This window comes from Comamonas thiooxydans, from assembly GCF_002157685.2.
Lineage (GTDB): Bacteria > Pseudomonadota > Gammaproteobacteria > Burkholderiales > Burkholderiaceae_C > Comamonas > Comamonas testosteroni_H.
Genome location: NZ_AP026738.1, coordinates 3,031,206 through 3,045,759, shown reverse-complemented (window position 1 = coordinate 3,045,759; position 14,554 = coordinate 3,031,206). Strand labels below are relative to the sequence as shown.

The 14,554-nt window shown below is 58.4% G+C and carries 11 protein-coding genes; 2 read left to right on the top strand and 9 right to left on the bottom strand.

Translation table 11 applies throughout. The features are described 5' to 3' along the window. Positions 1-9 precede the first annotated feature (9 nt). The 3 genes from CTR2_RS13950 to dapC form a co-directional block, all read right to left on the bottom strand. Positions 10-1,179 (bottom strand): PilT/PilU family type 4a pilus ATPase, encoded by a 1,170-nt coding sequence (locus CTR2_RS13950; protein ID WP_087083285.1) that lies wholly within the window; start codon positions 1,177-1,179, stop codon positions 10-12. Between the two features lie 198 nt (positions 1,180-1,377). After that, entirely contained in the window at positions 1,378-2,211 is an 834-nt protein-coding gene (gene dapD / locus CTR2_RS13945; protein ID WP_003054847.1) for a 2,3,4,5-tetrahydropyridine-2,6-dicarboxylate N-succinyltransferase, read from the bottom strand. An 81-nt stretch (positions 2,212-2,292) separates the two neighbouring features. Beyond that, positions 2,293-3,498, bottom strand: coding sequence for a succinyldiaminopimelate transaminase (gene dapC / locus CTR2_RS13940; protein WP_087083287.1), 1,206 nt, complete (start codon positions 3,496-3,498; stop codon positions 2,293-2,295). Positions 3,499-3,687: 189 nt separating this feature from the next. On the opposite strand from dapC, the gene CTR2_RS13935 reads away from it, so the two are divergent. Beyond that, positions 3,688-5,181: a methyl-accepting chemotaxis protein gene (locus CTR2_RS13935; RefSeq protein ID WP_310220517.1), complete on the top strand. Its 1,494-nt coding sequence runs from the start codon at positions 3,688-3,690 to the stop codon at positions 5,179-5,181. 90 nt (positions 5,182-5,271) lie between these two features. Here the strand turns inward: CTR2_RS13935 and rsxB are convergent, their stop codons facing one another. The 3 genes from rsxB to dusA form a co-directional block, all read right to left on the bottom strand. Beyond that, a complete protein-coding gene (gene rsxB, locus CTR2_RS13930; protein ID WP_087083292.1) occupies positions 5,272-5,946 on the bottom strand; it encodes an electron transport complex subunit RsxB in 675 nt (224 codons plus the stop codon). Between the two features lie 17 nt (positions 5,947-5,963). After that, positions 5,964-7,397, bottom strand: a complete 1,434-nt coding sequence (locus tag CTR2_RS13925; protein WP_087083295.1) for a polyhydroxyalkanoate depolymerase — start codon at positions 7,395-7,397, stop codon at positions 5,964-5,966. Positions 7,398-7,566: 169 nt separating this feature from the next. After that, entirely contained in the window at positions 7,567-8,601 is a 1,035-nt protein-coding gene (gene dusA, locus CTR2_RS13920) for a tRNA dihydrouridine(20/20a) synthase DusA (RefSeq protein ID WP_087083297.1), read from the bottom strand. A 662-nt stretch (positions 8,602-9,263) separates the two neighbouring features. On the opposite strand from dusA, the gene CTR2_RS13915 reads away from it, so the two are divergent. Beyond that, complete coding sequence (locus CTR2_RS13915) at positions 9,264-10,043, top strand: alpha/beta fold hydrolase (protein ID WP_254913335.1); 780 nt, start codon at positions 9,264-9,266, stop codon at positions 10,041-10,043. A gap of 95 nt (positions 10,044-10,138) precedes the next feature. Here CTR2_RS13915 and CTR2_RS13910 read toward each other — a convergent pair whose 3' ends face one another. From CTR2_RS13910 to CTR2_RS13900, 3 genes are all read right to left on the bottom strand, one after another. Next, positions 10,139-12,088, bottom strand: coding sequence for an AMP-dependent synthetase/ligase (locus CTR2_RS13910; RefSeq protein ID WP_087083299.1), 1,950 nt, complete (start codon positions 12,086-12,088; stop codon positions 10,139-10,141). 65 nt (positions 12,089-12,153) lie between these two features. Continuing rightward, positions 12,154-13,698 (bottom strand): MHYT domain-containing protein, encoded by a 1,545-nt coding sequence (locus CTR2_RS13905; RefSeq protein ID WP_087083301.1) that lies wholly within the window; start codon positions 13,696-13,698, stop codon positions 12,154-12,156. A gap of 120 nt (positions 13,699-13,818) precedes the next feature. Next, on the bottom strand, positions 13,819-14,454 hold the full coding sequence (locus CTR2_RS13900; RefSeq protein WP_034366764.1) for a GntR family transcriptional regulator: 636 nt from the start codon (positions 14,452-14,454) through the stop codon (positions 13,819-13,821). Positions 14,455-14,554 lie beyond the last annotated feature (100 nt).

Here is a 14,554-nt window from a genome sequence, read left to right as displayed (position 1 = left end):
CTGGCGGCTTCAGGCGGTTTTGACATCCAGGGTGATTTCCGTGAAAGACGGCATATCGTCATCGCCGGGCAGAATCACATCGGTGACGGCCGGGGCGTTGGCAGCAGTGGCCGCGTGGCTGACGTCATTATCCATGCGCCACATCAGATTGGTGGGCGAGTCGGCATAGGCCAGCGCTTCACTGCGCTCAATTGTGCCACTGCGCACAAGGGCCGCCAGTGCATCCTCGAAGGTCTGCGAGCCTTCGGCCATGGATTTTTCCATGGCCTCCTTCACGCCACCGAAGTCGCCCTTGACGATCATGTCGCTGATGAGCTTGGTGTTGAGCATGACTTCCACGGCCGGCACGCGCGTGCCGGTAACGGTACGGACCAGGCGCTGAGAGATCACGGCCTTGAGCGAGGCGGCCAGCTCGCCCAACATGCTGGGGCGTACCTCCTCAGGGAAGAAGGACAGGATGCGATTGAGCGTGTGATAGCTGTTGTTGGCATGCAGGGTTGCGAGGCATAGATGGCCGGACTGGGCATAGGCCAGTGCGGCCGACATGGTCTCGCGGTCGCGGATTTCGCCGATCAGAATCACATCGGGTGCCTGACGCAGCGCATTCTTGAGTGCGGTTGCGAGGGTGCTGGTATCGGTGCCGACCTCACGCTGGTTGACGATGGATTTCTTGTTGCGAAACTGGTATTCGATGGGGTCTTCCACCGTCAGGATGTGGCCGGTGAGTTTTTCGTTGCGTTCTTCGACCATGGTCGCCAGCGTCGTGCTCTTGCCCGAGCCCGTTGCGCCCACAACCAGCACCAGGCCGCGCTTTTCCATGACCAGTTCGCTGATGATGGAGGGCAGATTCAGTTCGTTGCGCGACGGAATCTGATACGAGATAAAGCGCACGACGACCGCATAGGAGCCGCGCTGGCGCATGGCGCTGATACGGAAGCGGCCTATGCCGCTCATTGGAATCGCCATGTTCAGCTCGCCCGTCTGCTTGAGCTCTTCGATGGCTTGCGGACTGACGACTTCGGAAAGCAAGGCCAGTGGAGCTTCGACCGGCAGCTCCTGATTGTTGATGGGGATGCAGATGCCGTTGATCTTGATCAGCGCCGGCGCACGGGCGGAGAGATAGACGTCCGAGGCCTTTTTTTCGGACATCAGACGCAGAATTTTTTCCATGGTGCTCATTTTTTCTTCATCCTTTTTCGCTCAGCCTCTCTATGCGCGCATGTTAGCGTGTGTCAACTCGGTGCAGGTCGCGCTTGATGCGCAAAGCTGATTTCCAGCATGAAAAAAGCCTGCGCGCTCGGGAGCGGGCAGGCTTGTGAGCAGGGCTGGCCGGTGCAGCTTCCGCTCCAGGGCGGAGCGAGCATGGCCAGGTGACAATCAGTCGCGCAGCAGGTCGTTGATGCTGGTCTTGGAGCGGGTCTGTGCATCCACACGCTTGACGATGATGGCGGCATACATGGAGTAGTCCTTGCCATCCTTGGTCTGCTTGGGAATGTTGCCGCTGACCACCACCGAGCCGCTGGGTACGCGGCCGTAGGTGATTTCGCCGGTTTCGCGGTTGAACAGAGGGGTGGACTGGCCGATGTAGACGCCCATGCCCAGAACCGAGTTCTCTTCCACGATCACGCCTTCGACCACTTCGGAGCGAGCGCCGATGAAGCAGTTGTCTTCAATGATGGTAGGGTTGGCTTGCAGGGGCTCGAGCACGCCGCCCAGGCCCACGCCACCGGACAGGTGCACGTTCTTGCCCACTTGAGCGCAGGAGCCCACGGTGGCCCAGGTGTCGACCATGGTGCCTTCGTCCACATAGGCGCCGATGTTCACATAGGAAGGCATCAGGATGGCGCCCTTGGCGATGAAGGAGCCGCGGCGGGCCACGGCCGGAGGCACCACGCGCACGCCGGTGGCGGCGATCTCGGCTTCGCTCATGCCTTCGAACTTGGTGGGCACCTTGTCGAAGAAGTTCAGGGCGCCGCCGTTGATCAGCGCATTGTCCTTGAGACGGAAGGACAGCAGCACGGCCTTCTTGATCCACTGGTGCACGGTCCACTGACCCACGCCTTCGCGGGTGGCCACGCGCAGCTTGCCGTCGTTGAGTTCGGCAATCACGTGCTCCACGGCATCCACCACTTCCTTGGGGGCGGCGGAAGGCGAGATATTGGCACGGTTGTCCCAGGCGTTGTCGATGATGGATTGCAGTTGTTGCGTCATGATGTTTTCGGTCAAGGATCGAAAGTTGAGGTGAATCGTTGCGTCATAAAGGCCTGCACCGGGCAGGCCCTGGGGTGGAAATCAGCGTATGCGCGACTCGATGAACCGGGCAATGCGCTGAGCTGCTTCAAGGCATTCTGCTGTCTCGGCCACCAGAGCCATGCGAATGCGGTTGGCTCCGGGGTTGAAGCCATGGGCCTCGCGTGCCAGATAGCTTCCCGGTAAAACCGTTACGCCTGTATGAATATACAGCTCTTTGGCGAATTGCGCATCATCCATGCCCAATTGCGGCGGAATGCCGGCCCAGAGGTAGAAGCTGGCATCAGGCAGCTTCACGTCCATGACCCTGGACAGCACGGGTGTGACCTGGGCAAACTTCTCGCGGTAGAGACGACGATTTTCCTGCACATGGGCCTCGTCGCCCCAGGCAGCAATCGATGCCGTCTGCACCACGGGGCTCATGGCGCCGCCGTGATAGGTGCGGTAGAGCAGGAAGGACTTGAGCAGTGCCGCATCGCCTGCCACAAAGCCGCTGCGCAGTCCGGGCACATTGCTGCGCTTGGACAGGCTGGTGAACATCACCAGATTCTTGAAATCATGGCGCCCCAGCTTCTGAGCGGCTTCCAGGCCGCCCAGCGGAGCTTCTTCCTGGAAGTAGATCTCGCTGTAGCACTCGTCGCTGGCAATCACAAAGCCGTGCTTGTCGGACAGGGCGAACAGCTTTTCCCATTCGCCAAGCGGCATCACCGCGCCCGTGGGGTTGCCGGGAGAGCAGACAAAAATCATCTGCGTGTTCTGCCACACCTCCTCGGGCACGGCATCCCAGTTCACGGCGAAGTTGCGCGCGGCATCGCTGGCGGCGTAATAGGGGGTGGCCCCGGCCAGCAGCGTCGCACCTTCGTAGATTTGATAGAAGGGATTGGGACAGATGACGCGCGCACCGGCTCGGGTGCTGTCCACCACCACCTGGGTAAAGGCAAACAGGGCTTCACGTGAGCCATTGACGGGCAGAACCTGGGTCGCCGCATCGAGCTCTATGCCGTAGCGTCGGTTGGCCCATTGCGCACAGGCCTGGCGCAGCGCCGGCAGGCCGGCGGTGGCGGGGTAAACGGACAGGCCCTGGAGTTCGCTGCTCAGTGCTTTTTCAATGAACGCCGGCGTGGCGTGGCGCGGCTCTCCGATGCCCAGGCTGATGGGGCGCAGGCCCTCGGGCGGCTGGGCAGCGGCAAACAGTTGGCGAAGGCGTTCAAACGGATAAGGCTGTAAGCGCGAGAGCAGGGGATTCATAGTGACACATTATGGGCTGATGCCATTTTCGCATGAGAAAACAGTGCTCATGGTTTCGATTTTGCGGGTTTGCAGGCACCGTAAATTGCAATTTGTTACGTAAGCTGGATGACAGAGCAAAGGGCTACCGTGAGCAGGCTGCAAGCTCAGCAAACGAAGTCGACTACAAAAAACGAATGGAGACAGGCAATGCAAAAGCGCATCTTGCCCGACAAAAAAAACCGCGTACGAATGAGGAATTCCGGATGGCTGTGCTTGGGGCTGCCATGGCTGCTGGCCGGCCCTGTTCTGCCCCTGCTGGGACTGGGTGCAGCCCTGCAGCTGGGCGGCTTGCTGCTATGGGGGCTGGGCGTGCTGTTCTGGGTCGGCGTTCTGCACAGGAGCTGGCAGCAGCAATGGCAGGACATGCAGCTGGCGCTGGAAAAAGTCGCCCATGGCGACCTGAGTGTGAGCGCTGCCAAAGGGGCGCCAGCGAGTCCGGCGACATCAAGCCTGACCGAGTCCATGGTGCATGCGTTGTCGGCCATGGTGGCCGATGTGCGCAGTAACGCGGCCCTGGTGGCCCAGGCCGGCCAGAGTATGGTCAAGGATCATCAGGCCTTGTCCGAGCGCACCGAGGCCCAGGCGAGCAGCTTGGCGCAGACCGTGGTCAGTGTCGAGCAACTCAGCGCAGCGGTTCAGCACAACGCCGAGGTGAGCAAGGCGGCCCATGGTCGCGCCGACGGCGTGCGCTCGGCCGCCGACCAGGGCGCGCAGGCCATGCAGCATGCTGTGCAGTCGGTGGAACTGATCGAGCGCAATGCCGGGCGTATGCGGGAAATCATCGGGGTGATAGACGGCATCGCCTTTCAGACCAATATTCTGGCCCTCAATGCGGCGGTGGAGGCCGCCAGGGCCGGTGAGCAGGGGCGCGGCTTTGCCGTCGTGGCCAGTGAGGTACGCACGCTGGCGCAGCGCAGCGCCGAAGCCGCCAAGGAGATACGCCAGCTGATCGGCGAGACCGTGCAGCAAGTGAGCCAGAGCACGCATCTGCTGCGCAACGCTGTCGAGCAGACTCAAGGGGTGACGCGGGCCATCCATGATGTGGTGAGTCATATGGGGACGCTCTCGGACTCGGCCAGCAGCCAGAGCATGGGGCTTCAGGAGATCAGCAATGCCGTGCACCAGATCGATGAAATCACCCAGCACAATGCCCAGATGGTCGGTCAGGCGCTGCAGCAGGCCCGGGAGTTGCAGCTGCGTGCCCAGCACCTGTCGGACGCCGTGTCGCGCTTCAGATTGCAGCAGGGCACGGCCGAGGAGGCCGTGGCCCTGGTGAATGCGACCATGCGGCAAGCCAGAAGTTCGTCCAGTGTCGCCGACCTGCTGCAGACCGTGACCGATCCTGCGCAGCCATTCCACGACCGCGACATGTATGTGTTCGCCCTGTCTTCGGAAGGGGAGTACCGGGCCTTCGGCGGCAATCCCGCCAAGGTGGGGCTGCGCGTGCAGGATGTGCCCGGCATTGACGGCGACAGCCTGATGGCCGACATCATGGCCCAGGCCGAGCTGCGCCCGGGGTGGGTCGAGTATGACTACATCAACCCCAGCAACCAGCAGGTGCAGACCAAGATGTCCTATGTCTGCAAGCATGCAGGCCTGTACTGGGGCTGCGGCGTCTACAAGAGCCTGGTCAGCGTCTAGTGACCCCCAGAGAGAGCTTTGCAGTCGCGGGGGCTACTGAATCAGGAGCTGATGGCGCTTTGTGTATAAGCGATAGAGGCTGATTCGGTATCAATTCTGGGCGCGTTGAGCCTTGGCCTTGGCCAGAATGGCGGCAATCGCAGCCTTTTTGTCGGGTGCTGGCGCTGCCGTCGTGACGGCTTGAGCACCGGCTTCTATTGCGGCGGGCTGTGCCGTGGTGCGCACCGGCGCATTGGCCTTGCGGCCCGTGCGCTGCAGATGTCCGTCATAGCGGTTGCGGGCATGTTCGGCCTGGGCAGCGCTCCAGGCTGACCAGCCCGTGGCCTCGCCGCTGGCATTGACCAGCTCTATGCAATCGACCGGACAGACGGGAATGCACAGTTCGCAGCCCGTGCAATGCTCGGCAATCACGGTGTGCATGCGCTTGTTGGCGCCCAGAATCGCGTCGGTGGGACAGGCCTTGATGCACAGCGTGCAGCCTATGCACCAGGCTTCGTCGATCAGGGCCAGGGTACGCGGGGTTTCGATGCCGTTTGCGGCGTTGAGCGGCAACTCCGGCCTGCCGGTGATGGACGCCAGACGGCGTACGCCGTCCTGGCCACCGGGCGGGCATTGATTGATGGCGGCTTCTCCGCTGGCAATGGCCTCGGCATAGGACGCGCAGTCAGGGTAACCGCAGCGCGTGCACTGTGTCTGGGGCAGGGCTGCATCGATGTTCGCAGCCAGTGCTTGAAGCGAAGAGGCTGCGGACAGGGATGAGTTCATTCTGGTCTGGCGAGCCTTTACGCCCTGGCGCGGTGGGGGCCGCGTCCTTTCTGGGCAGGGGCGCTATTTTGACCTGTTTTCAGGGCCTTGGCAGGCTTGTCGGCATGGGCCTCGTTGCTTTCCAGCTCGGCTCCGTCGTCACTGACGCTGCTCAGATGGCCTGCAGCGCTGGCGGCTGTCGCGCTCGCGGGCTGGTGGGACAGGATGAAGTCGCGCACCTGCGGGTAGACGGTCTTGCGCCAGCGGCTGCCGCTGAAGATGCCGTAATGGCCTGCACCTTGGACTTCGATATGCTGGCGGGCCTCGGCAGCGATGCCGGCACACAGATCATGGGCGGCGCGGGTCTGGCCTGCGCCCGAGATATCGTCGAGCTCGCCTTCCACGGTCAGCAAGGCTGTATGTTGGATGTCCTGAGGACGCACCAGCTCGGGCTGGCCCTGCTCGTTCCTGACTTCCCAGGTGCCCTTGACCAGCTTGTACTCCTGAAACACGGTGGCGATAGTCTCAAGATAGTAGTCGGCATCCATGTCCAGCACGGCGTTGTACTCGTCATAGAACTTGCGGTGGTGCTCGGCGCTGGCCTCGTCACCCTTGATCAGGTCCTTGAAATAGTCGTAATGGCTGTTGGCATGACGGTCGGGATTCATGGCCACAAAGCCCGAGTACTGCAAAAAGCCGGGGTAGACGCGGCGGCCGGCACCGGGGTAATTGTTCGGCACCTCATAGATGACGTTGTTCTCGAACCATTCGTAGCTGCGGGTTTCGGCCAGGTTGTTGACGGCCGTCGGTGAGCGGCGCGCATCGATGGGGCCGCCCATCATGGTCATGGACAGCGGCGTCACCTCGCCACGGCTGGCCATCAGGGAGACGGCCGCCAGCACGGGCACAGTGGGCTGGCAGACGCTGACCACATGACACTGACCATAGCGCCCTTGCAGATAGCGAATAAATTCCTGCACATAGTTCACATAGTCGTCCAGATGGAACTCGCCCTCGGACAGCGGCACGGTGCGGGCATTCTTCCAGTCGGTGATATAGACCTTGTGGCCTCCGAGCATGCTTTGCACAGTGTCGCGCAGCAAGGTGGCATAGTGGCCCGAGAGAGGTGCAACGATCAGCACCACGGGCTGGCTGAGCATGAGATCCAGTGTTTCTGGATCGTCGGAAAAGCGCTTGAAGCGACGCAGCTCACAAAACGGCTTGTCGACCTCCACCCGCTCGCGGATGGTGACATCCACGCCGTTGACTTCGACGTTATGCAGATCGAATTCGGGCTTTTCGTAGTCCTTGCCCAAGCGGTACATGAGGTTGAAGCCCGCTGCCATGCGCTGGGCCAGGGGCACCTGGCTGAAGACCGAGTGGGGGTTGTTGTAGAACTTGGAGGCGGCCTGGGCAAAGTCTGCAAAGGGCTCAACCATTGCGCGCTGCATTTCGTAGATCTGATAGAGCATGGGACGCACTTCTGCGGGTTATGTTGCAGTGCAATATAACAGCAGAGTTTGACATGCGAAGTAGTGAATTCCCTTCAAACCGCGCAACTGCGGGGATTGCGCAACGCATGCCGGACTTGGCCGCGCTTGAAAGTAAAAAAGCTGACCGAAGCCAGCTTTTCATGCAGGGTCAAAGCATCTGCTCTGCGGGTTCCGGCTGGATCTCGTTCGGCTTGGTGCGGGCCAGCTTCATGACCTCGTGCGCAGGCAGGCTCTTGAGACGGTGATCGCTCCAGACCTGGCGCCAGCGGCGCGCACCGGCGAGGCCGTTGCGCAGCCCAAGCATATGCCGGGCAATCGAATACCAGTGCGTGCCATGCTCGCGCGCTTCGCGCTCCATATATAGCACCATCTGCTCTTCGATCTGTTCGCGCGTACGCTCTCTGCTCTCATCCTGATAGTAAAGAGCATCCCAGGACGCCATCCACCAGGGGTTGTGGTAGGCCTCGCGGCCCACCATGACGCCATCGACCTGCTGCAATTGCTGCTGCACCACGTCATCGGTCTTGATGCCTCCGTTGACAGCGATGGTCAAGCCCGGAAAGTCACGCTTGAGTTGTGCCACGACTTCGTAGCGCAGCGGCGGGACTTCACGGTTTTCCTTGGGGGAGAGGCCTTTGAGCCAGGCATTGCGGGCATGAACCACAAACACCTGGCAGCCTGCATCGGCAACGGTGCCGACGAAGTCGCGCACAAAATCGTAGCTTTCGATCTTGTCGATGCCGATTCGGTGCTTGACAGTGACGGGCACGGACACCACATCGGCCATGGCCTTGACGCAATCGGCCACCAGTTGGGCCTCGTTCATCAGGCAGGCACCGAAAGCCCCGCGCTGAACGCGTTCACTAGGGCAGCCGCAGTTGAGATTGATCTCGTCATAGCCCCATTGCTCGCCCAGGCGTGCGCTGTGCGCCAGATCGGCCGGCTCCGAGCCACCCAACTGCAATGCCACAGGGTGTTCTTCGGCCTCAAACCGCAGATGGCGAGCCACGTCGCCATGCACCAGAGCTCCGGTTGTCACCATTTCGGTGTAGAGCAGGGCGTGCTGACTGAGCAGCCGGTGGAAGTAGCGGCAATGCTTGTCTGTCCAGTCCATCATAGGGGCCACCGACATACGCCACATGCTGCTATCTATTTGTTTTTTAATGGTTCGTTCGGTGCTCATACTATGAAAAGTGCCGTGTGGTGCACTGAAAATTGACCCTGTGGTACCCCGTTTTTCCGGGTTTTTGATGCTGAATGCTCCATTGGTGCACCACGAATTTCATGGAGCACTGATGGGAACCATCACCCAACGAAAGAGTGCCAAGGGTGTCGTATCGTTCCGGCTCAGATCCGTCTGAAAGAAGGCGGAGAGCTGACTCTTTTCGAGTCCAAGACATTCACCCAGCGTGCTCTTGCCCAGAGATGGTTGCGGAGACGTGAAGCAGAAATCGAGGAGGCCCAAGCGACAGGCCTGCCTGTTCAAGGTCTCGTCACCCTCAAGCAGATACAGCAGGATTATGTCAGCGATGCAAAAGGCATCGTGGCATGGGGGCGGTCCAAGACGGCCGACATCACCCGCTTGCAGAAGGGCGGCCTGGGGGCGTGGCGCGCTATGGCATGCACAAGCTGGTGCAGGAACTGCAGAGGCTGTAGATCATTTGCCGTTTGAGAGGTGATCTTGCAAGGTGAGACGACGAATTGGAGCTGCTTAGCCCACAGGTGCAGATCAACCAGTCTATGAATATCGATTGATTTCTCAAGGGCTGCTCAGTTCAAGAGCTGTAGAAGACTCCTGGCGGTCATGTAAGCTGGCTTTTGGAGGACAGTAGTGAGCCTCTATTGATGACTTCCAAGAGTATGCGTAGCGAGTTCAATTCTCTCAAGTTAGCGCTATTGAAGCGCAAGTCCGTCATTCCAGAGCTAGCTCTTACCAAGGGGGTACCTGTGATGTCAGTGCTCAAATCACTCATATGGGTTTTCAGCTGCGTCTTGACGACGTCAGTTGCGGCGCAGATGCCTCAAGGTGAGTATCTTGACGGAAAGGACTCCAAGGTGGGAGTTGTCCTGGCTCACGGCAGAGGGAACTCTCCAGACGGTAACGTAGTCGGGCCATTGAGGCGTGCCATTCACAAAGACTTAGGCTTCCACACCTTCTCTTTGCGGATGCCAGATCCTGGCGCAGACTCGCCTGATTCGCCCGAGCTTGCCGCCTCGTTTCCTGAGGCCTATCAGCGAATTCAATCTGCAATTGAATATCTGAAAATGCAGAAAGGAGTGGAGCGCGTCTACTTGATGGGGCACAGTATGGGTGGGCGTATGACAACTGGCTTCCTAGCAAACAATCCCACTGCGCCGGTTGTAGGTTTCATCGGGGTCGGATTGACTGCGGGAGGCAAGGAGCCTGTTAACACCAATCTAAATCTGCGAAAAGTGAAGCTTCCAGTTGTCGATGTGTATGGTGACAACGAAATGGATGTGAGAGCAGCATCTTTTCGCAAGTCCCTCGTTTCCGAGAACTTTATCCAAGTGGAGGTTCCTGGAGCAAAGCATGATTACCGTGGCTATGAGAAGCCAGTGTCAGACATCGTTATCGAATGGCTGAAGAAGAGAGAAGGTCGGTGAGTATGAAGTTAGCAACCGAATTTTAAATTCGGTTATTTATATTTAATGTAACTTACATGAATTTTTCAAGGGCTCCCTAAACCCTGTATCAATCGTTACTGAGCCTTCGTCTTCCAACTATCAATGGGCTTGCCGTACATCTCCTCGATAGCGTCTTCGTAGTGGGCCATCAGGTTCTTTCGTTTGAGTTTGAGGGTAGGGGTCATCAGGCCGTTGTCAATAGTCCAGCTATCCCTGACCAGGTGGATGGCTCTGGGCACCGCATAACGGGCGAAGCTGCGTGTCTGCTTTTCTATTCGAGCAAGCGCTTCTCTCTCTGCCGCCGCATGCTGCAGACTGGCTCCGTCATTCGGGTTCAGTCCAACACTCCTGGCGAGCATTTCCCATTCCGCTTGGCCAACAACCGCAATACAGGCGATGAACGGACGATCCTCGCCAACCACAAACACTTGCTCAAACAGGGGATCAACGAGGATGGCTTGTTCTACATCATTGGGAGGCACTTTCTCACCCGTTGACGTAACAATGATTTCTTTGATGCGACCCTTGATTCGAATGCGACCGTTTTCGATGGCTGCCTGATCCCCGGTTCTGAGCCAACCGTCGGCAGTAAAGGCTTTGGCTGTGTCTTCCGGACGGTTCCAGTAACCAAGCATCACCACAGGGCCGGAGACCTGCAGTTCCTGATCATCGCCAATGCGGACTTCGATCCCTGGAAGCACCCGGCCAACGGTATCGGGCCAGTTGTCGTCGAGGCCGTTAGCACTGACCACAGGGGCGGTTTCGGTCATTCCATAGCCTTGCAACATAGGAAGACCCAGGCCCAGAAAACTGCGTGCAATGGTTGGAGACAATGGGGCTCCACCGCTCACGGCCACGCGTAGCCGGCCTCCAAACTGTGCGAGCAGGGGCTGTGCGACAAGCCTGCGCAACAGCCAGGCTGGCAAGGCAGAAGCCCAGCTTGCTTGGGTATCGAACTGCTCGTCCAAGGGAATGCCTTGATGAGTGCAGAAGCTCTTCCAGCCCTTGTTGACTGCCGCCTCGAACAGCTTGCGCTTGAAGCTGCTGGAGGCAAGCGATTCCTGAACCTTGGCATAAACACGTTCATAGATGCGAGGCACGGATATCAGCACGGTCGGCTTGACCTGCTTCATATCCTGTGCGAGTTGTGCAACAGAACGCGCGTAGGCCACGCAGGAGCCGGTGGCAATGGCCAGGTAGTAGCCTGCAGTGCGCTCGAAAGTGTGTGAAAGCGGCAGAAACGAGAGAAAGACGTCCTCGGGAAAAGCCTTCACACGCTGCATCACAGCATGCAAGTCGCTGACCACGTTGTCATGCGTGAGCATGACCCCCTTGGGCTTTCCCGTCGTACCCGAGGTATAGACAATGCCCGCCAGCTCCGTTTTCTTTGGTGGCAGGGGGAGGGCAGAGGTATGCCGCTGACCAGCCTGAAGCCAGGCGGACAAGACGATGAGCGGCTTTCGCTGCAGGGTCTTGACAGACTCCTGCTCTGCTTGTTCGGCAGATATGGGAGAGGCGCTCGGTGACTCGTTGGTACGGCCTTGCTGTGCGTGAATAACGGCCTGGAGTCCCGGCAGGTCCTGACCTGTAGCACAAATTCTCTGCCAGGCCTTGGCATCGGCCACCACAAGCAAGGATGCTCCCGAATCGGCCAGGATGTAGGCAATGCTGCCGGCATTGTCGATGGCATGCAGAGGAACTGGTACGTAACCACAGCGCAGACAGGCCTGGTCGATGGTCATTGCATCAAAGCCATTGGGCAGCAAGATTGCAACCCTTGCGCCGGCAGGAAGATTCGAGGCACATAAGGCGCGGCTCCACAGAGCGACACGTTCGGCTGTTTCGGCCCAGCTCAGGCTTTTCCAGGCACCTGAGCTTTCATCGAACTCTCGGTAAGCCTCGCCTAATGGTGTGCGGCGAACCCGCATGGCCAGAAGCTCTGGCAAGGTTTGCACTTGCTCGATAGTCAAATGCTGTTTCTCTGCTTGGAGACCCAGTACATCGGTTTCACTTGCTTGGTTCATGCGCTTGCCTTCAGAAAGCGGGTAATTTCCCGCTACGTGAATGATAGCGCCAGCCGATATAGGACTCAGATTGTGGCTCCAAGCGGGATATCGATGCTTTGATAGCAGACGGCGATGTAATGGTGCAAGCGTTGCTGCTCGTCGCGCACTGCGGTCAGAGAAATCTGATGGCAGTTCCTGTCGTGGTGCATGACGCGAAGGCCTTGCCAGTGCCCTTTTTTACCGATTTCCGTCCAGATCTGCGACCACTGGACAGCCGTGTTGTCATCGCCATGGATGAAAAGACTGGAAAACTCCTTGTTCTTCGCTGCCTGGCGGTTCAAGCCGCTGATACGTGCAAAGGCTGGGTTGATGTCTACAATTTTCCGGTTCGCATCAAGGACCACCATGCCTTCAAAGGAATGATTGAATACCGTGGCAGCTATATGTAGTTGCCGCTCGGTTCGCTTGCGGTCTGAGAGATCGGTCAAAAGGCCTACATACATGCGCTGACCCCGGGCCTCGGCTTGGCTCAAGGCCAGGCGCATGGGAATCAGCGTACCGTCCTTGTGCTGGCCAAGGACCTCTGAAATCTTGTTCTTCAGAGGTGGCGCGTTGTTTCGCTGGCCGGCTTCATGCTGCTCCAGATAATGATCATGCTGGTTGAACAGCGCTGCGGGCATGAGCATTTTCACGTTCTGGCCCAATACTTCATCCGGGCTCCAGCCGAATATGACCTCAGCTGCAGGGTTGTAATCTGTTACGCATCCTCGATTATCGATGCAGATAATTGCATCTGCTGCCATATTCACCAAAGCTTGCAGTCGAGCTTCATTCATATCCACTTTCTGCCAGCGACTGCGGTACTGAATCAAGGCATTGGCTTGTGCAATCAGTGCGCCAAATAGCAGAGTAATCACGGCAATGGTCAGCGCCAGAATCAAACGATCGTTCGATGATGCCGCATCATGCGTTTCATGCTCGGCCGTGACTCGCAGCGCCAGCATGGCTGTGTAATGCATGCCCGAGATCGCGGCGCCCATGATGATGGCCGCCAGTGTTTTGCGCCAGTGGTCTTGTTTGAGGTTGAAACGTGCCAGCCCGAAACGAATCCAGAGCGCCAAGGTGGCCAGCGCTACGCCAACAATGAGAGAAATGGCAAACCAGAGTGGTGAATACTGGTGCGTGGCAGGCATGCGCATTGCTGCCATGCCGCTGTAATGCATGGCAGCAATGCCGATACCAACCGTCAAGCCACCTAATGCTAATTGCCTGAGATTGAGTTCATTGTGAGCCAGCAAGGCAAGGGCCACTGCTGATGCTGCGATACCTGGAATGATGGAGAAGACGGTGACCGGCAAATCATACTGAACTGCAGCATGCATCGAATAAGCGAGCATGCCGATGAAATGCATGGCCCAGATGCCTATGCCCAGTGCCAGCGACCCGCTCACAATGGACCAGTTGCGCAACTGCCTTGATGTGGCCAATCTGGCAAAAGCAGCATGGCGCAAAGCTTGGCCAGAGGCAATCCAGCAAACTGCCAGCGATAAGGTCACAAGGAAGGGGTCATATTCACCCTTGAGCACGTGAGCGTCGGCAGACGGGCTCCAGAAAAATTGCGCCAGCATGAATCATGATCCTGTAACACTGAAAGCACATTCAGTTACACAGCAAGCATCTCATGAATTGGGTAATCCAATATTTCAAATATGTAGGATAAATACTAGAGCGGATCAGAAGTGGATCTTTTAGATCGCTGCGTCAAGTCCATTCGCGAAATGCTGCTGCACTGCGCTCATGGCAATTTTCGGATCGCGCTTCAGCAGTGCTTGCATGATGGCTTCGTGCTCTGCGAGGGAGTCTTCAATACGGCCTTGTTTGAACAGCGATTTGTGGCGGTTCAGCTTCATGACCTTGCGCAAATCGGCCACCAGCTGATTACGCCAGCGGTTATCTGCGATATCGAGAATCTGCATGTGAAAGCTTTCGTTGAGCGCGAAGAACCGCTCGGCGTCGGCTGTGTTCTGCTTCAACTCCTCGTGGGTCTGCTGCAGACGCTGCAATTGCTCGTCCGTGGCCTTGCCTGCAACCTCGGCCGCTGCATCTGCCTCCAGCAGGCTCAGCAATCGATAGACATCGGAGATGTCCTTGCGCGACACCTCGGTCACGTAAGCGCCTCGACGCAGTTTCATGGTCACCAGGCCTTCGGCGGCCAGTACCTTCAGCGCCTCGCGCAGGGGAGTGCGGCTGATGCCGTATTCCTCGGCAATCTTGAGTTCGTCAATCCAGGCTCCGGGCTCAAGCTCTCGCCGGAAGATGCGTTGACGCAGCTGCTCGGCGACCTGCTCATATAGCGCAAGAGGAGTAAGTGTTTTGCTTGTCATTACGCGGGATTATATGCTGCAAGTATTTTGAATTCATAATTATGAATCATGTACACTAGGCGCATCTAGGTAGTTCACCGCAATTCCAAACTTCACTGCG